General features: G+C 36.6%; 21 protein-coding genes and 2 pseudogenes. 9 read left to right on the top strand and 14 right to left on the bottom strand.

Annotation, left to right across the window (positions count from 1 at the left end; translation table 11 throughout):
* The 6 genes from AAHI02_RS11395 to AAHI02_RS11370 form a co-directional block, all read right to left on the bottom strand.
* Positions 1 to 3,141: a SusC/RagA family TonB-linked outer membrane protein gene (locus AAHI02_RS11395; protein WP_346983352.1), complete on the bottom strand. Its 3,141-nt coding sequence runs from the start codon at positions 3,139 to 3,141 to the stop codon at positions 1 to 3.
* Positions 3,142 to 3,794: 653 nt separating this feature from the next.
* Positions 3,795 to 5,306, bottom strand: a complete 1,512-nt coding sequence (locus AAHI02_RS11390) for a hypothetical protein (RefSeq protein ID WP_346983351.1) — start codon at positions 5,304 to 5,306, stop codon at positions 3,795 to 3,797.
* A 208-nt stretch (positions 5,307 to 5,514) separates the two neighbouring features.
* Complete coding sequence (locus AAHI02_RS11385) at positions 5,515 to 6,312, bottom strand: SDR family oxidoreductase (RefSeq protein WP_346983350.1); 798 nt, start codon at positions 6,310 to 6,312, stop codon at positions 5,515 to 5,517.
* Positions 6,309 to 7,535 (bottom strand): 3-phosphoshikimate 1-carboxyvinyltransferase, encoded by a 1,227-nt coding sequence (locus AAHI02_RS11380; protein ID WP_346983349.1) that lies wholly within the window; start codon positions 7,533 to 7,535, stop codon positions 6,309 to 6,311. The genes AAHI02_RS11385 and AAHI02_RS11380 overlap by 4 nt, the downstream gene beginning before the upstream one ends.
* 86 nt (positions 7,536 to 7,621) lie before the next feature.
* Positions 7,622 to 7,948, bottom strand: coding sequence for a nucleotide pyrophosphohydrolase (locus tag AAHI02_RS11375; RefSeq protein ID WP_346986611.1), 327 nt, complete (start codon positions 7,946 to 7,948; stop codon positions 7,622 to 7,624).
* 202 nt (positions 7,949 to 8,150) lie between these two features.
* Complete coding sequence (locus tag AAHI02_RS11370) at positions 8,151 to 9,560, bottom strand: hypothetical protein (protein WP_346983348.1); 1,410 nt, start codon at positions 9,558 to 9,560, stop codon at positions 8,151 to 8,153.
* Between the two features lie 228 nt (positions 9,561 to 9,788).
* On the opposite strand from AAHI02_RS11370, the gene AAHI02_RS11365 reads away from it, so the two are divergent.
* From AAHI02_RS11365 to guaB, 7 genes and pseudogenes are all read left to right on the top strand, one after another.
* Positions 9,789 to 10,040, top strand: coding sequence for a type B 50S ribosomal protein L31 (locus AAHI02_RS11365; RefSeq protein ID WP_002976190.1), 252 nt, complete (start codon positions 9,789 to 9,791; stop codon positions 10,038 to 10,040).
* 106 nt (positions 10,041 to 10,146) lie between these two features.
* Positions 10,147 to 11,308: pseudogene (locus AAHI02_RS11360) on the top strand (GlmU family protein).
* A gap of 99 nt (positions 11,309 to 11,407) precedes the next feature.
* The gene (locus tag AAHI02_RS11355; RefSeq protein WP_346983347.1) at positions 11,408 to 11,917 is read left to right on the top strand and encodes a sigma-70 family RNA polymerase sigma factor; all 510 of its coding nucleotides are present in this window, start codon (positions 11,408 to 11,410) and stop codon (positions 11,915 to 11,917) included.
* Positions 11,892 to 12,566, top strand: a complete 675-nt coding sequence (locus tag AAHI02_RS11350) for a hypothetical protein (RefSeq protein ID WP_346983346.1) — start codon at positions 11,892 to 11,894, stop codon at positions 12,564 to 12,566. Before AAHI02_RS11355 ends, AAHI02_RS11350 begins: the two co-directional genes overlap by 26 nt.
* Before the next feature lie 63 nt (positions 12,567 to 12,629).
* On the top strand, positions 12,630 to 13,898 hold the full coding sequence (locus AAHI02_RS11345; RefSeq protein WP_346983345.1) for a DUF4252 domain-containing protein: 1,269 nt from the start codon (positions 12,630 to 12,632) through the stop codon (positions 13,896 to 13,898).
* Between the two features lie 12 nt (positions 13,899 to 13,910).
* Entirely contained in the window at positions 13,911 to 14,411 is a 501-nt protein-coding gene (locus tag AAHI02_RS11340; protein WP_346983344.1) for a DUF4252 domain-containing protein, read from the top strand.
* A 166-nt stretch (positions 14,412 to 14,577) separates the two neighbouring features.
* Positions 14,578 to 16,038: an IMP dehydrogenase gene (guaB, locus tag AAHI02_RS11335; RefSeq protein WP_346983343.1), complete on the top strand. Its 1,461-nt coding sequence runs from the start codon at positions 14,578 to 14,580 to the stop codon at positions 16,036 to 16,038.
* 61 nt (positions 16,039 to 16,099) lie between these two features.
* Here guaB and AAHI02_RS11330 read toward each other — a convergent pair whose 3' ends face one another.
* Positions 16,100 to 16,297, bottom strand: a complete 198-nt coding sequence (locus AAHI02_RS11330) for a KTSC domain-containing protein (protein WP_346983342.1) — start codon at positions 16,295 to 16,297, stop codon at positions 16,100 to 16,102.
* Positions 16,298 to 16,396: 99 nt separating this feature from the next.
* Complete coding sequence (locus AAHI02_RS11325) at positions 16,397 to 17,467, bottom strand: DUF4407 domain-containing protein (RefSeq protein ID WP_346983341.1); 1,071 nt, start codon at positions 17,465 to 17,467, stop codon at positions 16,397 to 16,399.
* Positions 17,468 to 17,636: 169 nt separating this feature from the next.
* Here AAHI02_RS11325 and AAHI02_RS11320 point away from each other — a divergent pair, with 169 nt between their 5' ends.
* On the top strand, positions 17,637 to 18,047 hold the full coding sequence (locus AAHI02_RS11320; RefSeq protein ID WP_346983340.1) for a hypothetical protein: 411 nt from the start codon (positions 17,637 to 17,639) through the stop codon (positions 18,045 to 18,047).
* A 52-nt stretch (positions 18,048 to 18,099) separates the two neighbouring features.
* Here the strand turns inward: AAHI02_RS11320 and ruvC are convergent.
* From ruvC to AAHI02_RS11305, 3 genes and pseudogenes are all read right to left on the bottom strand, one after another.
* Positions 18,100 to 18,655 (bottom strand): annotated as a pseudogene (gene ruvC, locus AAHI02_RS11315) (crossover junction endodeoxyribonuclease RuvC).
* 130 nt (positions 18,656 to 18,785) lie between these two features.
* Positions 18,786 to 19,496, bottom strand: a complete 711-nt coding sequence (locus tag AAHI02_RS11310) for a diphthine--ammonia ligase (protein ID WP_346983339.1) — start codon at positions 19,494 to 19,496, stop codon at positions 18,786 to 18,788.
* Positions 19,497 to 19,610: 114 nt separating this feature from the next.
* Positions 19,611 to 22,976, bottom strand: a complete 3,366-nt coding sequence (locus tag AAHI02_RS11305) for a methylmalonyl-CoA mutase family protein (RefSeq protein ID WP_346983338.1) — start codon at positions 22,974 to 22,976, stop codon at positions 19,611 to 19,613.
* Positions 22,977 to 23,247: 271 nt separating this feature from the next.
* Between AAHI02_RS11305 and AAHI02_RS11300 the strand changes: the two genes are divergently transcribed.
* Complete coding sequence (locus tag AAHI02_RS11300; protein ID WP_346983337.1) at positions 23,248 to 23,580, top strand: hypothetical protein; 333 nt, start codon at positions 23,248 to 23,250, stop codon at positions 23,578 to 23,580.
* 402 nt (positions 23,581 to 23,982) lie between these two features.
* Here AAHI02_RS11300 and AAHI02_RS11295 read toward each other — a convergent pair whose 3' ends face one another.
* From AAHI02_RS11295 to AAHI02_RS11285, 3 genes are all read right to left on the bottom strand, one after another.
* A complete protein-coding gene (locus AAHI02_RS11295) occupies positions 23,983 to 24,693 on the bottom strand; it encodes a DUF3667 domain-containing protein (protein WP_346983336.1) in 711 nt (236 codons plus the stop codon).
* Between the two features lie 149 nt (positions 24,694 to 24,842).
* Complete coding sequence (locus tag AAHI02_RS11290) at positions 24,843 to 25,637, bottom strand: PKD domain-containing protein (protein ID WP_346983335.1); 795 nt, start codon at positions 25,635 to 25,637, stop codon at positions 24,843 to 24,845.
* A gap of 4 nt (positions 25,638 to 25,641) precedes the next feature.
* Positions 25,642 to 26,094: a hypothetical protein gene (locus AAHI02_RS11285; protein ID WP_346983334.1), complete on the bottom strand. Its 453-nt coding sequence runs from the start codon at positions 26,092 to 26,094 to the stop codon at positions 25,642 to 25,644.
* Positions 26,095 to 26,128: the final 34 nt, after the last annotated feature.

The following is a 26,128-nucleotide window of genomic DNA, read 5'->3' as shown; positions in this document are numbered from 1 at the left end:
TTAAAATTTAAGATTAAACCCAACTCCGATCCATCTGCTTGAAGGATCCTGAATGTCATTTCCTGTCCCGATTTTATAATCCGGATCTGAATACAGGTTTTTAGATTTTTTCCAAATTGCCAGATTGTATCCTGAAATATTGGCGGTAAAACTTTTTACCATTCCTTTTGGATTCAGTAAGTAAGAGAAGTCATATTCAAGAGTTACCGATCTTAATTTCACGAAAGTTCTGTCGAAAACGTTTGCAAACAATTCACTTTCATCTTCTGTTACTCTTGCTCTATAAGGATAATTCTGCGCCCAATCCTGGAAGCTTATGGCTTTGGTGTGCGGTGTGTACGTTCCTGTTGCTGCATTGTAATTGACACCGTCCGGAACGAAATAGTAAGTTCCCGGGTTGGCATATTCAAGATCTCTGTAGGCGGTAGAGTTCGGATGCTTTCCTCCCCACCACATTTTTTCTACAACCTGCGATCTCATGACACCGCCGATACTTCCGTCGATTCCGATATTTAAAGTGAATTTTTTATATTTAAAAGTGTTGTTGAAACCAAACGTCCAGTCAGGATTGAAGTGGCCAAGATTGGTAGGAGTGTTTGCTTTGGTTGGCATCCCGGTGTTGGCGTTCAGGATTACTTTTCCGTCCGGAGATTTCTGCCAGGTATAGTCGTAGTAGCTGTCCATTCTTTCGCCCAATTGGATGTTGTTGTAATTCGGCATATCGGCATAGATAGACGTCAGTTTCTGTTCGTAAGTACTCCAGTTGATCAAAGATTTCCAGATGAAATTATCTGTCTTAACAGGAGTAAGTCCTAGGGATATTTCCAGACCTTTTGTGGTGTACTCATTTCCGTTGACATACTGTGAAGTAAATCCTGAAGACTGTGCACTCGGGAACTGAAGGATATTATTATAATCCAGTGTTCGGAAATAGGTGGCATCAAGCGTTATTCTATTGTTAAATAATCCTGCGCTTAATCCTAATTCATAAGATTTTGTCTGTTCCGGCTTCAATGTATTTTCAACATTCAAAGTGGTAGGATAATAGTATGTAGGATTTCCGTTGAAGGTTATTCCGCTGTTGTTGACGTAATAATTTCTGATCGAGTAAGGCTGGAAGTCATACGCTACTTTCGCCCATGAAGCAGATAATTTTAATAAGCTGATCGATTCCGGCATTTTCACAAGATTTGAAATCACTGCACTTAATGAAGCGGAAGGATAGAAGTAGGATCTGTTGGCTTTAGGCAAAGTAGAAGACCAGTCATTACGTCCGGAAACATTCAGGAAGAAAGCGTTATATAGTCCGACATCAATGGTTGTATAGGCACTGTAGATGAGTTTTTCTTTTAAATAATCATAATATTTTACGGCACCGATGGAATTGTCTAATGTGTACAGCTCAGGAATTTTCAGACCATCTGTAGAAGCATTGTCTACATCATTTTTATAATAAAAGGCAGAACCTCCGGCATTGATTGTAAAATCAAAATTCTCTGAAATTTTCTTTTTATAGGTGGCTAAAACATCATAGTTAAGATTCCATGTTTTGGTATCGTTCAGAATGTATCCGCCACTTCTTGGCGCGCTGTAATTGAAATAGGAGTACGGACTTTGAATTTCCTGTTTATTATGGTTTTCAACAATGGAGATTTTCCCTTTTACTGAGAAATCTTGGGTCGCTTTATACTCCAAACCGGTTTGTGCATTAATGATGTCGGTTCTGTTTTTATTCTTATAATATTCTGCGCCGAACCATGGGTTGTTGTACCATGCATAATTCCAGTTGGCTTGTGCAGTGCCTTGTTTTCCGGGAATCCACATATGATTTTTAAGATCTCTTCCGTCTACGTCGCCTCCCATCCAGATGAGAATGGTGTACATGTGGCCGCTCGGATTATAATCATAGTTTGGAATATTCGGAGTAAACGTTTGGTTAAAATTAAACTTTGTATCGAAGATCAGCTTTTCACCCAGATGATTTTCAGATGAGAAATTTATCCCATAACGCTGAAGGTAAGACTCTGGAACGCGGTCATCATAATTCATAAAATTTCCGGAAAGCCTGTAAACGTCTTTATTGTTTTTATAGCTGATGGCAAAATTATTATTATTAATAACGGCCGGCTTCAGGAAAGTGTCAAGATTGTCATGATATTTCCAGTCGATGGGTACTCTTTCATATCTTGATTTATCATCATATTGAGTTCCCGTCACGGCTCCATACCACGGTACTACCTGTCCGGTCTGTTTATCTCGGATCGGGCTGTTCCATTGTGCAATTTTCAATCCCGGAACAAATTTCGGTCCCCAGATCATATCACCATCATTCACACCACCGTCGGCACCGTCCCAGAATTCATACTTACCGTGCGAACCGTTTCCGTATTCGGTCTGTGTTTTTGGAAGATTGGTGAATCCTGCTGTAACCATCGTATTTTGGGAAAACTCTACGGTAAACCCTTTCTTTTTAGCACTTTTCGTAGTGATCAGAACGGCCCCGAATCTTCCTCTTGAGCCGTAAAGCGCTGAAGCAGTTGCTCCTTTCAGAACGTTGATATTGTCTATATTATTCGGATCCAGATTCTGAAAAACTTCTTTTTCAACGATCACGCCGTCGATTACAAAAACAAGATTACTGTTTCCTCTTAACGTAAACTGCGGGGCCTGTTGCATTCCTGTAGGATTTGAAACATTCAATCCGGCAACCTGCCCGGAAAATAAATTCCCAATACTTGGAGTAGTGATCGTTTCAAATTGTTTAGTCCCGACTTCCTGTGTGGCGTACCCGATCTTTTCTTTCTTTTTGGCAATCCCTAATGCAGTGATCACAACCCCTTCGATCTGTTTTTCATTTACTTTTTTCAGGACAACGGAATAATTTCTTTTGTTTGAAACTTCAATCGTATAGGCTGAAAATTCGGGAGAGTAAAATTCAACAATGTCTTTCGGGTTGGCCGAGATGGTGAAATTACCGTTCTCGTCGGAGATGGCAGTTTTCCCTGTATTTTTATCTGTAATATTTACTCCGGAAATACCGGTTCCGTTTTCAGATTTTACGTTTCCGGAAATGTTGATTTCCTGGGCTGTAAGATAAAGGGGGAGTAAAAAAACAGCAAAAGTGGCTAAAGTTTTCTTCATTTTTTTTGAAAGCAAATTTAGACAGGCTTTGTTACCACAGTTTTACGTCGACATTAAGAAAAAAATATAATTTCAATGTGGGACAATGATGAAATTTAACATAAAAATAAAGTCCGGGAACTTGCATTATTCCTCAGATTTTTATTTTTTTTACTTATTATATAGTATCCGTTTTAAGTTTTAAAAGGCGAATTTTTATGCTTTTGGTGAAGAAAGTCTTTTTGCGTGAAGAAGATCGAAAGTTTTGACAAATACACCTAAAGTTTTGGGAAGCAGACCTAAAATTTTGGCAAATTGACCTAAAGTTTTGAGAAGAAGTTCTAAAATTTAAGCAAGGAGATCTAAAAGGAACGTAAATTCACCTAAAGCTTTGTCAAAAAGACCTAAAGTTTTAATGAAGAAGATCAAACGCCCGGTTAAGTAAATTTTGTGTCTGCTTTTAAATTTGACTGAAAACAAGTCTCCCGCAGATCATAGAGATTATGCAGATATTAATAAAAAAATCCGCTCAATTTGCTCAATCTGCGAGAACATGTAAAAGCCGCACTAAAATCTACTCAGAAAGCTCGTTGTTTTTAAAATGTAAATTTGCCTGAGAAAAGTCTCTAGCATCATGGAGATTACGCAGATATTAATACAAATAAAAAATCTGACTAAAATCTACTCAGAATTCCCCAATGAATTTTGATATCATTAAACTTAAAAGGATTTCCAAACTCATTACCGTTGGAAAGCTGGAAACTCATAAGCCCGATCGGAATAAAGAAATTGAATCCGAGCCCGACACTGTAGAGTTTGGGTTTTACGTTGAGAGATTTATTATTGAGCTGACCGTACTGTCCGAAAACATCAAAGAATGCCTGGCTTCCGATAAGATACCGGTATTCTAAACTTCCGTAATAATAAAAATCGGCGGCGAGAGAATTTTCATTGAAACCCCGCATCGAGTTCCAGCCCCCGAAGCGGTACAATTCATTCGCGGAAAAGTCAACCTTTGAATCCATCATCGCACCTTCCGCTTTGATGTTGAGGAAATGGTTTCCGTTGATATGGTAATTGTGTTCTCCGAAAAAATAGAACTGGTTTTGCGGAGACGTAATATTATCTTTTGTATAAGTTGTGGTGAGATAATCGTATCCCGCGTTGATTCTCGTTTTGTAAAGGAAAAGATCGATATCTGTAGGCTCTACCATTTCAAACCATATCCCGATCCCTTTTTTGTTGTAATCTTTCCCCTGCACATATAAAGTGTCTATGATGCTGGAACTTTCAAAAGTTCCTCTCAAACCGATTTTATTTCTTGAATTGAGATGATAATAAAACGCTGGAAGCGCTTTTACATTCGCAAAAGTAGAATCCTGGCGGAAAATATTGACTTTCATATTCAATCCGACATTCGATTTGAAAAGATAGGGAACATCAGCTTGAAGATCAAATGTCTGTCCTTTATCCGGATTTCGCTGCCAGTAAAGATTGATGGTTTCAAAGCTGTTGAATATGTTCCTGAAATTCACATTCAGGGTTCCGTTCAGTGTAAACTTATCCGTTTTGTCATTTCCAAACCCGATCACCCCGTCGAAGCTGTTGGTCTTTTTCTTTTCCATGAAAAGATAAATACTCGTAGAATCTTTGGTAAACATGGTCTGCGGAGGACGCTCCAGGCTTACAAACTGATGACCCTGGAAAGATTTGTTGACTGCAAGGAGATTCTTGTCATCATAGGTTTTGCCTTTAAATTCCTTTTCCAGATTTCTCATAAACCTTTTCGGAACGCTGGTATAGCCTTTTACTACAAACCCGTCGATGGTTCTTTTATCGTTCTTATTAATGTCTAGCTCTACGATAGGATAGCCGTTTTTCTGCCCCTTATATTTAGATTTGATCCTGCTGAATGCAAAACCATCATCAATATACCTTTTATTAATGTTCTTCTTGGTGGAATCTAAATTTTTGGTAAAAAATTCTTTCTGAATTTTAGTTTTAGATGAAATAGAATCGGAAAGGTTTACATACGTCTGATTAAAATTTTTTCCTTTATCGAAAATTATTTCTGTGCTGTCGCCTTTCGTTCGCACTTCTTTTAATTGGGTGAAAAAATAATTGTTCTGTGCCAGCGAATCAAGAAACTTCACTGCCGAAGCAGAATCTTTTACCTTTTTCTTCACCTTTGTTTCTGAATCTATAAGGAAATAGGATTTCTTCTGCGCCTGAATAGAGACGCAAAAGAGGATAAAAAATATTTTTAAAATTAATTTCAAATTGTCATTCTGAATGTAGTGGAACGGAATGAAGAATCTCGATAAAAATACAAAAAGATTCTTCACTGCATTTCATTCCGTTCAGAATGACAATGCACCATTCAATTAACTGTTTTTAATCCAGTTTATTGTATTTCTTCATCAGATTCTCATAGGTTCCCTGCGGGAGAATCCATTTTAGAGGAACTCCTATTTTCTGCCCGAATTTACCAAAATAATAATGCGCTTTCCATTTGTTTTTATGCAAAAGCTGATCGACATATTCTGCAACTTCAAGAGGCTCGGTTCCATCTCCTACATGGCTGTTCATTAAAGCGTACACTTTATCGAAAACATTCTTATACGGTTCCGAAACTTTTGTCCGAACACGGTTTTCAGCAATATTGGTTTTGATATCGCCTAAATGTAGCGAGCAAACATGGATATTCCAAGGGTAAACTTCATACCTCATCGCTTCTGTTACTTTATCCAAAGCGGATTTTGAAGCTGAGTAAAATCCACGGAAAGGCAGTCCCATCTCACTTCCAATACTGGAAACATTGATGATTTGCCCGAATTTATTGTCGCGCATTTTCGGCATTACTGCAGTCATCATCTGTACGGCTCCTACGAGATTCAGGTTGAAGAGTTTTAAAATATCTTCTTTTAAAGAATCTTCCACGGCGCCTACCATTCCCATTCCTGCATTGTTGATCAGGACATCAATTCTTGTTTCTGTTTTCAGAACTTCTGCGATGGCATTTTGTACTGCATCATTATCCGTTACATCCGTTGGAATGGATCTGAAATACTGACTTTCGGTATGCTTTCTGCTCAGGCCGTAGACTTTATGACCTTTCTTTCCGAAATATTCTGCTAAGACGAAACCTATTCCTGATGAAGTTCCGGTGATGATTATAGTTTTTGTATTCATGAATTTTCAGTTAAAATCAATTGTAAATCTTCCCAAAACATCGGATATGATTTTTCGACGACATCTTCATCTTCAATATGTAATTCTTTAATAAGGCAGAACGGCGCAAAAGCCATTGCCATCCTGTGATCCTGATAAGTTTTGATGGAAATATTATCCTCAGGCTCACTAAAGCTAAGTGATGTAATGGTAAGATCGGTAAACTCGGTTTCCGTACCCAGCTTTTTCAATTCTTGATGTAATGCTAAAAGCCTATCGGTTTCTTTTACTCTTAATGTTCCCAAACCTGAAATCTCGAAAGGTATTTTCAAAGCGGCTGCTGTTACACAGAGTGTTTGAGCAATGTCGGGACAATTGTTCATATCTAAGACAATCTTTTCAGGAAATGTGAAATCACGATCGGGCTGTAGAGTGATTTTATGTTCATCTTCATTGAAAATGGTTTTTATTCCAAAGAATTCTGCATAGATTTTTGCAATGGCAGAATCTCCCTGAGTAGATTCTTTATAAAAACTTTTCAGATGAATGGTCTTTCTTCCCAAAGCAGCAAAAGAGTAGAAGTAGGAGGCCGAACTCCAGTCACTTTCTACTTCATAATTGATGATTGACGATTGATGATTGATGAATGGTTCCACTTTGATCGTATTTCCGGTAAAGCTTACCTGAATGCCGAATTTTGCTAAAATATCCAGCGTCATTTCGATATAAGACCTTGAAGTGACTTCGCCAACTAGATTTATTTCCAGTCCGTTTTCCAGCTTTCCGGCTACTAACAGGAGAGAAGTGATGAATTGGCTTGAAATATTCGCCGGAACATCTACTTTTTCCTGAGTGATTTTTCTGCCTTTGATTTTCAGTGGAGGAAATCCTTCATTTTCCAGATATTCTATTTCTACACCGAGATTTTGTAAAGCGGTGACCAGATTTTTGATCGGTCTTTCTTTCATTCTTTTCGAACCGGTAAGAATGGTCGTTTTTCCTTCCTGAATTGAATAATAAGAGGTGAGGAAACGCATCGCAGTTCCTGCATGGTGAATATCTATAATCTCCGTATTTTCCGATAAGGCCTTTTTCAGAAGGCTGGTGTCCTGGGAATTCGAGAGGTTTCCGATTTGTATATTGCTGAACAGACTTTCTAAAATCAACAAACGATTCGAAATACTTTTCGAACCGCTGATCTGTATGGTCTGGTTTTCTTTTAATTGTGATTTTTCTAACTTCATTATTTCTTCATTTGGGAAGCTCGGGGCTGGAAGATGGAGGTGAAAAGTTTAGTTTAAACTTCCGGCTTCCAACTTCCTGCATCCGGCTATTTTAATTTCTCATTATTCTGATGACGATCTTTGTCGCGATCCGTCTTTATTTTCATTTTTTTATCAAAAGATTCCTGCAGATTAACTCCGGTTTGATTGGCTAAACATAGGGTTACAAATAATACATCTGCAAGCTCTTCGCCGAGATCTTTGCTTTTATCACTTTCTTTTTCGCTTTGTTCTCCGTATCTTCTTGCAATAATCCTGGCTACTTCGCCGACTTCTTCGGTCAGCATGGCTATATTGGTGAGTTCATTGAAATAGCGAACCCCAATGGTTTTGATCCATTCGTCAACTTGCTGCTGCAGATTCGTGATTTCCATTACTTTTTTATTATTGATCTGTTTTTCAAGACTGATGATCTTGGTGTTCAGTTGTTTGATTTCTTCTTCCTGATTGGTTGATTGCCCTATTTTTTCAGTAAAATCTGCAAACTTACTGAAGAGTTTTCTTATCATAATGTATAATAAGGTCAGTACAATAAATCCTCCTATTTTTACAATATTGAAATCCATTTTAATTAAATTATTGATATTGGTATGCTCCCAAAGTGGGATTTGAAGTTCTTGAAATTCCTGCGATATCCGTAGGAACGGTTGCCGCAACGCCTGTGCTTCCTTTTCCGATAGCCGGGGAATTCTGCTTTACTCTTAAATTCATTTGTGCTACAAAATAATTTACAAATAAAGGATCCTGATTTTTAACCAGCTGAATTACACTCGGAGCCGTATCCAGAAAACCTGCTTCTGATTGGGTGGAATATTTTAACAGACAGTTTTCTAATACAAAATTAAAAAGCTGCCCCGGAGTTTGTTCAAAAAATACTGAATTATCACGATCAGAGTAGACGATGCTGTTTCTTACATTCAGGATTAATGCTCCCTGTTCTGTTTGGTTTGACTCATTTTTCCATTCGTTGGTTGCAAAAATTCCGTTTCTGTTGTAAGATTGCAGAAGATCAGAATAATTGGCAATGGTACAATGCGTAAGATTATAGGTTCCTCCCCTGAAAATTCCTATGGCAGATTCTCCACAGTTGTTCATCACCAAATTCCTGGCAGTAATTGTAGATCCGACAGCATAAATCCCATATTCCTGGAAAGTATGAATGAAAGAATTATTGATCGTAGCATTGGTTTGTTTCATTTCGAGACCTTTTGTACCACCAAAAAGTCTTGCATAGTTCATATTTAAAGCAGAACCGGCTTCCATTTTAATAGAATTCCAGTTTTTAGGAATGGTATCGTATGCGGGATCATTTCTGTCGCCACGTAGTATAACATTATTGGCAAGAGTACCATTAATATTCAACGTTGCTCCTGAGAGAACCTTCATACCGCTGTTTTTATGAAAATACACTTTGGTTCCCGGCTGTATATTCAGGATTACATTCTGATCGACTGTTAAATCACCGTAGATAATTTTAGCTTTATTATTGTTCCATGTTGCATCAGAAGTGATAATATTCGGGTTGGATGAGCTTTTAATAAAGAATTCAGCATCCTGAACCACGGAAAATAAGACCACATTCTGCTGTCCGGCAGGGCTGTCGAAAAGAATTTTATCTTCAGCAATAGCTTCGGGACCGGTAGCTTCCGGAGCAATTTCTACAAAAATATAAAGGCTGTCTTTCTTTCTTAAAGGAACATCTTTAAAATCATATCCCGGTTTCCCGTCTACATTGATTTTATATAATGATGAAGCTCCTTTTTCCAGATGAATTCTCGGAATCAGGATGTCCTTATCTTCATTGTTGTAAACTTTCACCGCATATGTTTCAGAACGAACCTGATGATAAACCGTATCACAGAAAACGGTGTCTTTTGAAAAACTTAGTTTTTGCGAAGGCGCATCAAAACTGATGTCATCCTTATTGCAGGATACTGCCATAACAAGCATCCAGAAAGAAAAAGCCAGTATTAATTTGAATTTCATCGAAATTAAAGTTTAATAAATTTCAAATGTAACGAAAATACTTCGGATTTCTTATGAAGAAAAAAATATTGACATCATATTTGCAAATTCAAAAAAATATTGTACTTTTGCAACCTAAAATTAGCAGAGAAATATCCATTACTATTTCGAAAGCAAACTTTAATTTTTAACATTGTATTATGAAACCGCAAGGTTACATGTGACATTAACAAAAAAAGAAATTTACACATGAAAAACGGAATCCACCCAGAAAATTATAGACTTGTTGTTTTCAAAGATATGAGTAACGACGAAGTATTTCTTTGCAAGTCTACAGCAGAAACAAAAGACACTATCGAGTATGAAGGACAAGAGTATCCTTTGATCAAAATGGAAATCTCTTCAACTTCTCACCCTTTCTACACTGGTAAAGTGAAATTGGTTGACACTGCAGGTAGAGTTGATAAGTTCATGAACAAATACAAAAAATTCGCTAAGTAATTTTTTGACATTAAAAATATTAAAAGTCTTTCGGTTTCCGGGAGACTTTTTTTTGTTGTAATTTTGTTAGACTTGAATTTTAACATTAAACTTAAAAAACTGAACGATGCAATTAGTATTTTCAGATGCGCAATATTGGGAAGATTTTCTTCCGCTTACTTTTACTCGTCCGGTAGCAGAAATGCGATGCGGAATTCTGACATTCTCCGAGAGATGGCAGAAAATTTTAGAGAACACCGAAATCTCTTTTTTTACCGAAACTTATTTACAGAAAAAATTCCCGGAGCCTGAAAAAAAAGAAAGTCTTTTCCTGGTAACAAATTTTTTGCCCAGTGAAAATGTCATTCAACAAATAAAAGATCTTAAACAAGGAGAAGCATTAGTGCATGAAGATGAATTAATTGCTGCTAAAATTAATATGGATGGTTTTTCTCTTAATCAGATTGAGAAAATGACCGACATTAAAGAAGAGCTTGTTTTCTTTAAAAAACCAACAGATCTTTTTACCTATAATCAGAAAGCCATTGATTTTGATTTTGATTTGTTCACAAATGGGAGAACTTCTCAGGAACTTTCCTCCACCAACGGATTCTTGGGTGATAAAAAAAGATCTCTTTATTGAAGAAGGTGCTCAGATTGAATTTTCAACGATCAATACCAAAACAGGAAAAATCTATATTGGCAAGAACGCTGAAGTGATGGAAGGATGTAATCTTCGTGGTCCAATTGCGCTTTGTGAAGAATCTAAATTTAATTTAGGCGCAAAAATCTATGGTGCAACGACGGTTGGTCCACATTCTAAAGTAGGTGGAGAGGTGAGCAATATTGTTATTTTCGGATATTCAAATAAAGGACATGATGGCTTTGTAGGGAACTCTGTCATTGGGGAATGGTGTAATCTCGGAGCAGATACTAATTCTTCCAATCTTAAAAATAATTACGGAAACGTGAAATTGTGGAACTACAGAACAAAAGATTTTCAGGATACAGGGCTTCAGTTTGCAGGGCTGATCATGGGAGATCATTCTAAAACGGCTATCAATACCCAACTGAATACAGGAACAGTTATTGGTGTTGCTTCCAACATTTTTAAAGAAGGTTTTCCTCCCAATCATATTGAAAATTTCTCCTGGGGAGGTTTTAAAGATGATGAAAAATTTAAATTGGATAAAGCCTATGAAGTTGCAGAAAGAGTGATGGCGAGAAGAAAAATACTTCTAACTGAAGAAGATAAGGCTATTTTAAAACATATTTTTGATACGTATTAAACCGATTAATAAAGAGAACTTCAAATTTTTTTGAAGTTTTTTTACTTTTAATGTAATATTATGTAAAATCTGATTGTCTTACTTATAGAAACAAAACTTATGACCCAAGAGACTTTTAAAAGTACGGTATTCATTCTCAAAAATGAGATGTATCGCTTTGCGAAAAGGTTTGTCATGAGTAGTGATGAGGCAGAAGATGTAGTTCAGGATCTGATGATCAAATTCTGGCAGAAAAAAGAAGAGCTTGAAAAGTTTGGAAATTTAAAATCCTATGCTTTAAAAGCGGTCCGGAATGAATGCCTGAACAGACTGAAGCATCACGATGTAAAGATGGGTTTTGCGGATATGCAGGTTCATCGGTCAGAGCTTTACAGTATGGAAGTCAATAATTTGAAAGAACATATCATTGGTTTTATCAATCAGCTTCCGGAAAAGCAAAAGATAGTTATCCATTTGAAAGATGTGGAAGAGTATGAAGTCTCGGAGATCGCAGAAATGCTGGAAATGGAAGAAAACGCAGTAAGAGTAAATCTGATGCGGGCAAGACAAAAAGTAAAAGAACAAATCTCACAATTGATGAGCTATGAGCAAAGACAAATTTCAAGATAAATACGACGAGATCTTCCAACATTTAAAGGGAGAAAAAATGGACTGGGATTTCGAGGATTTTCTGAAAAAAGCGGAAGGTAAAGATGAAGTAAAAGATAATAATGGAACTCCGATTATTCCGATTGACAGTAAAAACAAACCTTCGATTCCGAAATGGTTCTGGATGGCAGCGAGTGTAGTGGTGCTGTTAAGCATTGGGTTTATATTTAATTATAATAATAAAAACATTGAAGATCAGGCTCAGCTGGTGGAAAATCAGATCAAATTGCAGAAAAATAATTTCATCGAAGAAAACAGTGAGCATCAGGCTCAGGTTGCTGTAAACCATGTGTCGGATTCTGTTTCAGGAGCGAAGAAAGATTCTGTTTTTCAGGAAAATACAGTAGCTGAAAAGGATTATTTAGATGAAATTTTACCAAAAAGAGGAAGGCTTAAAAAAGAAAGAAAGCCACGATATGTTTACAACTCCTCTTATCGAAAAGCTTCAAAAGATTCTACAGGATATAAGAATTCTTACGTTATTGTGAACGGAAAAAGAATTGATAATGTAGAAGAAGCCATTAATGTGACTAAGTATTCATTCCAAATATTTGCAAATAACGTCAGTGAAAAATTAGCAAAACCAACAGTCGTAGACGACGATTATTAATTAACCTTAAAAGATTTATGCACCTGATCAGGCACTAATAATCAAAAAAAATAAAATTGACTCATGAAAAAAATATTCATAATATTCGCACTGGCCTTTTCACATTTTTTCAATGTGTATGGGCAGAAAGATAAAGTAGACCAGCTTTTTGATAAATATCAGGAGGTGGAAGGGGTAACTACCATTAAAATTGCAAAACCGATGTTCGGGATGCTGAGCAATCTGGATTTGGGAGATGCAGAACTGGATCAGATAAAACCTCTTCTGGCAAAAATAAAAGGCCTTAAAGTACTGATTGCAGAAAAGCCTTCAAACTTGAAATCGGTCAAGGCGCAGGAGCTGTCGCAGATTAACAAAGATATCAGATCTTATTTAAGTGATCTGAATTACAACGAGATCATGACGATGAACAGTAGTGGCGCGAAAATAAAATTCCTTTCAGCAGAAGAAAAAGACGGAATTCTGGATGATCTCTTGCTGAGCATTGATAGCGGTGGTGAAGAAAGTATTTTGATAAAGCTTGACGGCAGACTTTCTATGGATGACATTAATAAACTCATTAATTCTACAGAAACCAAAACAAATTCTTCAACCAGTACAAGAACCAGCTTTGCTGCTCAGAATACGTCTTCATATCTTAATGGTGAATCCAGAAATGTGGGAGAATTCTCAGGCGTTCAGGTAAGCACCGGTGTCATTGTAAACTTTAAACAGGAAAATCCTACTTCCGTAAAGGTAATTGCAGACGCAGATAAACTTCAATACATTATAACAAAAGTTGACAACGGAGTTCTGAAAGTATATGTTGACAATAAAGGACAGCGAAATTTAAAGTTTAAAAATATCAATGTAAATGTTTCCTCACCGAGAATTGATAACATTAAAACCTCGTCGGGAGCTATTTTCAATGCTGTTAATAATATAAACGAAAATATGGTATCAGTTGATGTTTCATCAGGATCTGTGGTCAATGGTAACTTTAATATTTCAGACAATGCAAAAGTAGAGCTGAGTTCGGGTGCAGTGGTAAACTCTATGATAAATTCAACGTCAGTAAACGTAAAAGCATCAAGTGGTGCAGCAGCAAATCTCAGCGGAAGAGCTAATATCGGATCGATAGATGTGAGCAGTGGTGCCGTTTGTAATGCAGAAAAATTTCAGTTCAATGAGCTTGAGGCTGAAGCTACTTCCGGGGCTGTCGTATCCGGTCATGCAGTGGAAAGCTTAAAGGCAACTGCATCTTCCGGAGGAACCATAAAGTACAAAGGAAATCCTGTCATAAATTCTAATATCAGTAAAACGTCAGGCGGAAGCTTGAAACAAATTAACTAAAAATTAATAGCCATGAAAATATTAAAAAACATCTTTATAATTCTTTCCGTAATGTGCATGATGCAGTCCTGCATTGTTTCCGAAAAGCCGAATATGGCATACTTTTCAGAGTCGGGACGTGACTTTAAAGGAGCGAAGTTTGTAAGCATTAATGTTCCGTTGTTTTTGGCTAAACCTTACATCAAAAAAGCTTTAAGGGAAGACGGCGGAGATGAAGAACTTATCAGATTGGTGAAAAAAGTTTCTAAGATTAAAGTGTTGACTGTCGAAAACGGAGATCGCGAAATGCTTAAAGATTTTGCCAGCTATCTGAATAACAATAACTATGAAGAGTGGGCAACCATAAAGCACGATGGAGATAATGTAAACATTCGGGTAAAGCAGAAAGGCGATGCTATTAAAAATATGCTGATCACTGTAAACTCAGATAAAGAACTCGTGTTCGTTGATATTAAAGGAAGTTTTACAGCAGATGATATCTCAAGAATGATTGCTTCCGCAAAGGATAAATAGACATTTTCATATTCAATCATATTCTAAATTTTATTTTGTACAAAAGGCCATTTCTCATTAAGGAATGGTTTTTTAATTTACGTCATTGATTATTAAGTTTTATTTAAACTATTAAAATCCATTTTCGTAATTCATCAAAAAACCTTAATTTTGCAAGAAAGTAAAGATGTCTATTCATAACAAAATTGTAGAGACAGCCATCACTTTCGATGACGTGCTTCTAGTCCCTTCTTATTCTGAAGTTTTACCTAATCAGGTTTCATTAAAATCAAGACTTACCGACAAAATTACGCTGAATGTCCCTATAGTTTCTGCTGCGATGGATACAGTAACCGAAGCTGAACTGGCCATTGCACTGGCAAGAGTGGGAGGTTTAGGTTTCATTCATAAAAATATGACGATTGCAGAGCAGGCTGCACAGGTAAACCGTGTAAAACGTTCTGAAAATGGGATGATCTCTGATCCGGTAACGCTTACAAAAGATCATACTCTGGCTCAGGCTAGGGATACGATGGCTAAATATAAAATTTCCGGACTTCCTGTCGTTGATGCCGAAAATACTTTAATAGGAATCATCACCAACAGAGACGTAAAATATCAGGAAAACCTTGATATGAAGGTAGAAGAGATCATGACAAAAGATAATCTCATCACTTCCGATAAAAATACCAATCTGGAAAAAGCCAAAGAAATTCTTTTGAAGAACAGAGTGGAAAAACTTCCTATCGTTGATGCTGAAAATAAATTGGTTGGATTAATCACTATTAAAGATATTGATAATCAGTTGGAATATCCAAATGCTAATAAAGATCAGAACGGAAGGTTAATCGTTGGAGCAGGCGTTGGAGTAGGGGAAGACACTCTTCAAAGAATTGAAGCATTGGTAAAAGCTGGTGTGGATATTATCGGAATTGATTCTGCACACGGACATTCTAAAGGCGTTTTAGATAAAATCTCAGAAATCAGAAAAACATATCCGGATCTGGATATCGTTGGTGGGAATATCGTTACAGCGGAAGCTGCTAAAGATTTGATCGAAGCAGGAGCAAACGTTCTTAAAGTAGGGGTTGGTCCTGGTTCTATCTGTACAACGAGAGTTGTTGCAGGAGTGGGAGTTCCACAGTTATCTGCTATCTATAACGTTTACGAATATGCTAAAACTAAAAATGTCGCGGTCATTGCAGACGGTGGTATTAAACTTTCAGGAGATATCGTAAAAGCTATTGCAAGTGGAGCAGGCGCTGTGATGTTAGGGTCTCTTTTAGCCGGAACTGATGAGGCTCCGGGCGAAGAAATTATTTTCCAGGGCAGAAAATTCAAAACATATCAGGGAATGGGAAGTCTTTCTGCGATGAAGAGAGGTGGCAAAGAAAGATATTTCCAGAGTGAGGCTAAAAAATTCGTTCCGGAAGGAATCGAAGGAAGAGTTCCGAGCAAAGGTAAATTGGAGGATGTTATTTTCCAGTTAACCGGAGGTCTCAGAGCAGGAATGGGATATTGTGGGGCTAAAAATGTTGAAGCTTTACAAACAGAAACCAAAATGGTAATGATCACAGGAAGCGGATTGAAAGAATCTCATCCTCATGATGTTATTATTACTCAGGAAGCTCCGAATTATTCTTTGTAATAATAAATTCAATATAAAATGTAAGGCTATCTCAGTGTTGAGGTAGCCTTTAAATTTATAGTTATTCAACCTTTTTATATTTGAATTTTGGCTTAATAACATAATTCAAAAATCTTCCTTTAGATTGCACGGTTTTGAATCTTTCAAAGATTTCTGAAGGAACCTTCAAATAGTCATATACCGCACCCGACTGATAAATAATTCTTAAAATTTCAGTCTCAGGAAAATACAGATATTTATGGACTACTGATGACGGCATACATAGTTTTAAACAAAAAATATTCCTTTACCTATTGTTTATCCATAAAAAAAGCCTTCCGGAGAATTCCGAAAGGCTGATGAGATATTTTTTAATGAATTATTTGCCTAATTTGTCTTTGAAATCATCGATCCTGAAATTCGTTAAAGCATTTCCTTTTTCTACCTTTTCTTTAGAATAGAGTCGGAAATCATTTTCTGTTTTTTCCAGGAGATAATCATAAGGTCCGATATGAGAAATTAGTTTAACCAGCACCGGAGAAATCTCGAGACAAATGAAAAGTCCCATGATGAAAGCGGCTGCCAAACCAATAATGGCTGAATTTTTACCCAACTCGTCCAGAGCCTGAAGCCGTGCTGCAAAACCGTTAAATTTATCTTCAAATGTTTCCGTAGATTTTCTCTCCGTTTCCAGATTGGTGTAGACTTTTGAAATTTCTTTGTCTAAATATTCCAAACGAGGAGCTGCCTGCTTCTGATAATTTTCCAGATCCAGCCGTCTTTGTTCCTTTAGTTCCTGTTTACGTTTTGCATTGGGTCCGAAACCCTCTTTTCCGCTGGTTAATCCTGATTGTTTTCCCAGAATTTCTTTTTCGAGTTCTACTGATGCAGAATCATAAGATTTCTGATAGTTGGCAATTTTTTCTGAGATCTGCTTCTTTTCGGTTTCAAAAGGTCCGCTTTGCTGCAGAATCCTTCCGTTCATTTCACCCTGAAGCTGTTTTTTATTTCTCTGAATAATGGTATTCAACTGTTTATTAACTTCTTTTTCAAAGATTTTAAGTTCTAACGGTTTAGAAATTATAATTCCTAAGAAAGTTGCCAGAATCAGTCTCGGAATGGCCATTAAAACCTGATTCCACCAGGTCCCTGTTTTTTTAATGGAAGAAACAATGTAACGATCAAGATTAAAGATCATCAGTCCCCATAAAACACCAAAACCGATGGCAGACCAGATATTGTCAAAAACAGTGTACATCGCGTATCCTGCAGATAGGGTAGCGAAAACGGCCGTAAATAAAACGATTCCTCCGATCCCGGCAAATTTGTTCCATTCGCTGGGTGTTTTTCTTAAAATATGAATATTTCCTCCGGAGCATACCATTAGAAATTTCTGAAACCAATTTATGTTATGATTCAACTGATTTATAGTTTGTTGATTATTTTTCATGACAGAAAATTTATACAAATGTACTATTAAAAATCATACCAATGCAAAAGATAGTATTATGTTTTACCAAGTATGATTAAATATTAAGTTATTTTACTGTTAATCAATAAATTAAAATTATTTAAGAAAATATTCTTATCTTTAAGTAGCAATCACTAAAATTTTAAATATGAAAAATGTAATCAGCCTTTCACTGGTATGCTTATCGCTCGCCTTAACTTCGTGTAAAAAAGAAAAAACAATTGATGACGATCTTAAAGAAGTTGCCGCCAATATCAACAAAACAACACCACAAAACCTGGCCGATGGAGTTCGTCTTGATAGTGTATCCGCGCAACCCGGAAAAATTTTCAGATACAATTATACTTTAACTGAGGATGTAAACGAAAGTGTGACCCCGGAGCAGATAGAAGCTTTTAAAAAAACGGCAAAAGAGGGAGCCCTGCAAGTCATAAAAACTTCTCCTGATATCAAGGAATTCCGTGATAATGATGTTACAATGGTTTATACTTATTATGATAAAAACGGTAAACCAACAACAGATTTTAAAATTACTCCTCAGGAATATAAAACAAAATAATTACAAAATATCCCGGAGATTTTCATGCAATCTTAGATGAAATCTCTGGGTTTTATTTTAAACGATTTGGGTTTTGCTTTAAAAAACTTTCCCAACCGGTGTAAGATTTCGTGTCTGCAATGGTTCCCATATTGAAATGATGGCATACGGCTACAGCGAGACCATCGGATGCATCAAGATATTTTGTGGGAAATTCTTTTAGATTCAGAAGATTTTGCAGCATACCCGCAACTTGTTCTTTACTGGCATTTCCGTTTCCGGTAATGGCCATTTTTATCTTCTTCGGAGAATATTCTGTGATGGGAATATTGCGGTGAAGACTGGCTGCCATTGCAACGCCCTGGGCGCGTCCAAGCTTCAGCATACTTTGCACATTTTTACCGTAAAATGGGGCTTCCAAAGCAACTTCGTCAGGATGAAATTCATCAATTAATGCTAAAGTTTTATCGAAAATATATTTCAGCTTAGTCTCGTGATTTGGATATTTTTTTTAGCAATAATTCATGAATGGAAATCATTTCCATTTTACCTTTTTTTATGGAAATAATTCCAAAACCCATTATCGTTGTTCCGGGGTCGATTCCTAAAATAATCTTCTCTGCAATCATTGGGTCAAAGATATGACTTTGTCAGAAAATTAGATATTTAAATCATATTTAATTTTCCTTACAAAACTATCGTTTATTTAATCGTTGAAAGGCAGAAATCTGTATAAACTAAAATATTAGTTTATGTGCTTTATTTTAAAACCAGATCACAAAACCAGAAAACGTAGTCTCCATCATGGCTTTCAATGTCGGATTTTGGTTTGGGATAGGTCTTTTTAACAATTTCACCAATTTCAAAATCAATTGGATTTTTAAAAATCGGTCCATCAAAAGTGAATGTGTGAAATTCTCCGTTTTCTCCGCACGGATCTACATTTGCCGGTAAATCATTAATAAAATTTTTATCGATAATTCTTCCTGCAAAACTTTTGTCAAGATAAGTTTCGCTCACACAAGTTACAATAGTTTTAAAACCTAGATCCAGAAAATCATGAATAAGATCGGTTGTATTGATTTTCCACAGTGGAAAAATACCCTTAATTCCTATAGATTCTAATTGATCCTCTCGATATCTCCTTAAATCTTCCAGGAAAATGTCTCCAAAAATAGAGTGAGTAATGCCTTTAGCTTTAATTTTATTCATGGTTTTACTCATGATTTCACGGTATTCTTCCATGGTCGGCTCTTTCGGAAGCTCCATTTTGATTAACGGAAATCCTAAACTTTCAGCCTGTTTTTCTAACAACGAGACATGAACGCCATGCATTGATATTCTTTGGAATTCTTTATTAATGCTTGTGAGCAAAGAGACAATTTCAAATTGGTTTTCTTGTAAAATTTTATATAAAGCAAACGCTGAATCTTTTCCGCTGCTCCAGTTGAAGATTGCTTTGGGTTTCATTTCGCAAACATACTATTTAAAACAAAAAACCTCAAAGAATTTCCTTGAGGTTTTTTGTTTATACTTGTTAAAACAGTTTATTATTCAATAATTGTCTGTCCAACACGGACCGGACTACATATTCCGTCTATACTTACCGCCCACTTCAAACAAAGCATTGGTAATCTGTCCAAGCGAACAGTATTTCACAGCATCCATCATCACTTCGAATAAATTTTGCTGATTAATCGCAGCGTGTTGCAAAGTTTTCAGAGCGGCTTCGGATTTATCTTCATTAGATTTCTGGAAGTTGTGTAATGTTTCAATCTGAACCTGCTTTTCTTCCTCAGTCGAGCGGATCACTTCTCCCGGACGAACCGTTGGCGAACCGTCTTTTCCAAGGAAAGTATTCACCCCGATGATAGGATATTCTCCTGTATGTTTCAACCATTCGTAATGCATCGATTCTTCCTGAATTTTCGAACGTTGGTACATTGTTTCCATCGCACCCAAAACGCCACCTCTTTCCGTAATTCTGTCGAATTCTGCATAAACAGCTTCTTCAACCAGATCCGTCAGCTCTTCAATAATAAATGAACCTTGAAGCGGATTTTCGTTTTTAGCTAAACCTAATTCTTTGTTGATAATCAACTGAATCGCCATCGCTCTTCTTACAGATTGCTCAGTCGGCGTTGTAATTGCCTCGTCATAAGCATTGGTGTGCAAAGAATTACAGTTATCATAAATGGCATATAAAGCTTGCAAAGTTGTTCTGATGTCATTAAAATCAATTTCCTGGGCGTGAAGTGAACGTCCAGAAGTCTGGATGTGATATTTCAACATCTGGCTTCTTTCGTCTGCACCGTATTTCAGTTTCATTGCTTTTGCCCAGATTCTTCTCGCCACACGTCCGATCACTGAATATTCAGGGTCGATACCGTTGGAGAAGAAGAATGATAAATTCGGTGCGAAATCATTGATGTCCATTCCTCTTGACAAATAATATTCAACATAGGTGAAACCATTTGCCAATGTAAATGCCAACTGAGAAACCGGATTCGCACCCGCTTCTGCAATGTGATATCCTGAAATAGAAACCGAATAGAAGTTTCTTACTTTTTCTTTGATAAAATATTCCTGAACGTCACCCATTAATCTCAAGGCAAATTCAGTAGAGAAAATACAAGTATTCTGAGCCTGATCTTCTTTTAAAATATCTGCCTGAACGGTACCACGAACGGCAGCGATTGTTTTAGCCTTAATTTCAGCATAAGCTTCGGCAGGAATAACTTCATCTCCCGTGATTCCTAATAATTTTAAACCTAAACCATTATTGGAAGGAGGTAATTCGCCGTTGTATTTTGGTCTTTCTAAACCTTTGTCGTCGAATTTTGCTTTTAAAACAGCTTCAACTTTAGCCTCCAATTTATGCTCTGCAATATATTTTTCAACATTCTGGTCGATGGCAGCATTCATGAAGAAAGCCAGCAACATAGGCGCAGGTCCGTTGATTGTCATCGAAACTGAGGTCATTGCATTCACCAAATCAAAACCGGAATACAATTTTTTAGCATCATCCAACGTTGCGATAGAAACTCCTGCATTTCCGATTTTACCGTAAATGTCCGGTGGTAAAGCTGGATCCTGACCATATAAAGTCACAGAGTCAAAAGCTGTTGATAAACGTTTTGCATCCATTTCCGCAGAAACATAGTGGAATCTTCTGTTGGTTCTTTCAGGACCTCCTTCGCCGGCGAACATTCTCGTTGGATCTTCTCCGGTTCTTTTGAAAGGGTAAATTCCGGCGGTGTAAGGAAATCCTCCAGGAAGATTTTCCTGACCTTTCCATTTAATCAAATCGCCCCAGTCGGTATATTTTGGTAACGCTATTTTTGGAATTCTTAAGTGTGATAAAGATTCTGTTGAGGTTTCAACTTTAATTTCCTTTCCACGAACGAAATACGAATAAAACTCCTCGTGGAAGGCTTTTTTCGTATCATCCCAAGATTTCAGGAAGTCAATATTTTCCTGTTGAAGTTCTTTTTCAGCTTTTTGATATTCAGCATCCAACGTTTCATTAGAAAGGAAATTTTTCACTCCTTCAATATGATACATTTTTCTTGCTAATTCGGCTTGCTTTTCAACATTAGCATCATAAATTCTGTTGTTTTCAACAATTTCAGATAAATAACGAACTCTTTTTGGAGGAATGATGGTTACTTCGTCTGTAATTTCCTGTTCAACAAAACCTTGAAACTTTGGAGCATTGTCACCCTGAGCCTGTCGAAGGGTTTCGTTTACTTTTTCGATTAATCTGTTGTATAATTCCGTGGTTCCGTGATCATTGAATTGAGAGGCTTTTGTCGCATACACCGGCATATCATCCAACGGACTTTCCCACAGCAAATGGTTTCTCTGGAACTGTTTTCTTACAGCCTGAAGCGCATCCAAAGCGCCACGTTTGTCAGATTTATTTAATGCAACCAAATCTGCATAATCCAACATATCGATTTTTTCCAACTGTGTCGAAGCTCCGTATTCCGGCGTCATCACGTACATTGAAACGTCTGCAAAGTCCGAAACCTCCGAACCGGATTGTCCGATACCCGAAGTTTCCAGAATGATAACATCAGGGTGAGCTAATTTCAACACATTCAAAGCGGAATGAATGAACGGAGAAACAGAAACGTTGTTCTCTCTCGTCGCCATCGAACGCATATAAACTCTCGGATCATTGATCGCATTCATACGGATTCTGTCACCCAACAATGCACCTCCTGTTTTCTTTTTCGAAGGGTCAATCGAGATAATGGCAATTTTTTTATCTGTATTAGAACGAAGGAAACGTCTTACCAATTCATCTGTTAAAGAAGATTTTCCGGCCCCTCCAGTTCCCGTGATCCCGATGATTGGAATATTTAAATCTTTTGATTTTTCGTCAATCGCTTTTACCAATTCCGGTTTTTCTTCTGAAAAGTTTTCAACCGCAGAAATGATTTTGGCAATGCTTGTAGGATTTTTAAAACTGATTAAATCTAGGTCATTTGCTGTCACATCTTTTCCTGTGGCAAAATCTGATTTTTTAACCAGATCGTCGATCATTCCCTGTAAGCCAAGCTCACGACCGTCATCCGGAGAATAAATTCTGTCGATTCCGTAATCCATTAGATCTTTGATTTCTTCAGGTAGAATAACACCACCGCCGCCGCCAAAAATCTTGATCTGCGGCGAGTTTTTTTCTCTTAAAAGGTCGTAAATGTATTTAAAATATTCGTTGTGACCGCCTTGATAAGATGTTAAGGCAATGGCATTAGCATCTTCCTGAATGGCTGTGTTTACAACTTCTTCAGCAGATTTGTCGTGGCCGAGGTGGATGACTTCACATCCTGTTCCCTGGATCACGCGTCGCATAATGTTGATCGCAGCATCATGACCGTCAAATAATGAGGCCGCCGTAACAATTCTTACTTTGTTTTTAGGAGTATATTTTTGGGTTTCCATAAAAAATCTGAACAATTTCTAAATTCCAAATATAACAATAAAATAACAACCTTTTGTTTGTGGTTAATATTTTGATTTTCAAATGTTTAATGAAAATTAATGGGTTTTACACTTGCCTGACGAATAAACATTCGTTTAGGATTAAGGTTGAGACTCGCACTAAGTTTGAGGTAAAAAAACTTTAAATGGGTTTTGTAATATTAATTTCAAAAATCAGCAGCTTTTAAATTCTCAAATTAATTTCTTTACTTTTGCATTACATTTAATGGATATGAAAAAGGCATTGCTCTATTTTTTGTTGGGAACAGTTGTAAGTTTTTTAATCAATTATTTCTTTTACAGTTCAGAGAATATAAGACTTGATATTTACTATGCCATCGCTTTTGGTTTTGCGTGGGGAATTGCCTATTATCTGGATACGCCCAATTTTACACTGCCGCAAAAGTTAGGTCTGTCTTTTTTGGCAATGGCAATATTGGTAGCGTTTGGTGCTTTACTATTCAATCTTGAACTTGCGATCCCTTCAATCCTGAAGTTTTCTACAGTCTTTGTAGCGTATTATCTCATTGCGAGTTTCAGGGCCGGTAAAACGCTTCGTGATTAATGCATCATAATAAAGCTTGTGTACATCAATAAAAGCAGCATGCATAAAATTCCGACGAAGTTAATGATAAGCAGTAAAATGCCTTTCATTACACTGATTCCTCTTGAACTTTCATATACACGATGGTGTGCTATGAAAAAGTAAAGAAATAAATAAGTGATACCGGCTATATAAGCTAATGTCTGCAAGATACTAAGGATGATATTGTCTGGAATAATATCAATAAGCCTGTTGAAAAATATCAGAATCAGAATTCCTAATAACAGAAAAGAGAAATAATGCAACGTGAAAATCCCATGATCAAAGTACCACCATTTCTTTTTATTGTGGAAAATCCAGAGGAAAAGAGCAAAAATAGGGAGATATATAAAAAGAGCTTTAGGAAGTGTGTGAACAAAAGTTTCAGAGAATCTGTTGAAGATTTCTTCTCTTCCCAGACCTTGGTCCTGCAGGTGAAATACTTTTTTTAGCGAAAGGTCTCAGGAAGTCGAAAATACGCCGGTCACTCATTTTTTTAGCGTATAAAGAATCAAATTGCTTCATATTTGATGCTCCGAGAATACTTATTTTGCCATCTTTGGTTTCTGATAAAGCATCGGTTTCTATATCATTGCCATTGACTTCTGTGATTTTGGTATCTTTATAATATGCTTTTTTCCCTTCAGCGTTCTGTTTGCTTTTTATCTGTTGGGTGAGGCTGTCTGTAAACTTTGCAATCTTCTGTTCCTGTTGTTTTTCCCTAAGAATTGTCTGGGATGCTTTTTCTGTTTTATCATGCCCTTCCTCAGATTCTTCAAAACCTGAAAATAAGGAAGGAAGAAGGAAAGTAATGAAACTTATAAATATATACAGCTTTACCGGTGCAACATATGCCTGTCTTTTTCCGTTAAGATATTCTTTGGTGAGTCTTCCGGGATTAAATAAAAGATATCTGATTGTTTTCCAGAACTGACCGTCATAATGCGTAAAATCCTCAATAAAATGAGTAAAAAGATAATGGAACGGCTGTTTTGTTTCCGTATTTTCCTGTCCGCAGTGCGGGCAGAATCTTTCTTCAACGGTATGACCGCAATTAAGACAGTTCTTATCTGCTCTGATTTTTCCGTGGCTCATGGTTTTATAAGATTTACCGCAAATATAAATATTTAGTTAATATTGTGATTGTATTCTTAAACTTTAAATACGTTATTGAATAAAGTTTAATAAACGGAGCGTCTTATAATATTTCTAATATTCTTAAATAGGGTAATATGCCTTTAAGGTTATTCTTTTATAAACTTTTCAGAATAAATAATTCCATTCATTGTATAGGTGATAAAATAGATTCCGGGGGTTAATTCATGTATAGAGATCCAATATTCATCATTCTTAAAGACTGATTTACAATTTGTCTTCTTTCCGTTACTGTCGAGAATTTCCATACCGGATAATTTTTTATCTGTTTTAATTTTTAGAATATCTTTAGCAGGAACCGGATAGATTTTAAAATCAGGCTTTGAGATTTCAGCCGTTCCTAATGTTGTAATGTTTATTTTTTTTATTTTGGTAGTTAACTGCCCACAAGCATTTGTTGTTAGTTTTACATCATATGTGCCCTCGTTATAGATATGCAGAGGATTTTCTATACTAGATACTGTACCATCTCCAAAGTCCCATTGGAAAGTTGTAGCTCCTGAAGACTGATTGGTAAACTGTACGGTATTTAAATTTATAATCTGATAATTAAATCTTGTATGGACATCATTAACATTAATATACCAGGTATCCATGTTATTATAGACTACATTCTTTACGGCATTCCTCACGATATTGGCATCAGCAGAAGACAAATTTCCATTGAAAGTAACTGTAGTAGGATCTCTCTTAAATATAGCAGTATAAAAGGTATATGCAGCAATCATTGAACCTAAATAACTGGGATGCGATTCATCACTTTCATACAGCTCTAATGCAGGATATTGCGTACGTATATATCTCCATACCCTGCCTACAGGTGAAACTATGCTTTCGTTATCCGACGCAGCCTGCATATATCGCTCATAAAGCATGTCATCCATTCCTTCATAGGTGCACAGGTAAGAGCCTGGAGTACAGTTTTGCGTATCTCCGTTTTTTTCTACCCCACGTCATATAGAATATGACATTTCCGCAGGGATTGTTGTTCCTTATATTAATTGCCAGCTGAGCTGCAAATGGGAAAAATTCTGTTTGAACAAATGATGTGGAAAAAGCAGGTATCTGACTTTGCTCCTGCAGGACCACATAATCCCAGTTTCCCTGACTAATCGTATTTGAAACAATGGGATTTCCTGCATGATCTTGTAATGTAGATCCGCCCGGAGTATAGCTTTGGAAGTTGAGATTGTCACCGGCACTGCCTGCTATGTTACTGATAAGTTGCGGAAGATTGTTTTCTCCGGTGTAGCTATTGCCAATAAAATAAACATTTTTTGTAACCTGACCGGAATTTAGGGAGCCAATTAATAGAAATAAAAAATATAATTTTTTCATCATGAGATCATTTGTTTTGTAAATATAAAAAAAAATA

The organism is Chryseobacterium sp. POE27, from assembly GCF_039727685.1.
Taxonomy (GTDB): Bacteria; Bacteroidota; Bacteroidia; order Flavobacteriales; family Weeksellaceae; genus Chryseobacterium.
The sequence above is the reverse complement of the archived record's forward strand: the minus strand, read 5'-3'. Positions and strand labels throughout refer to the sequence as shown.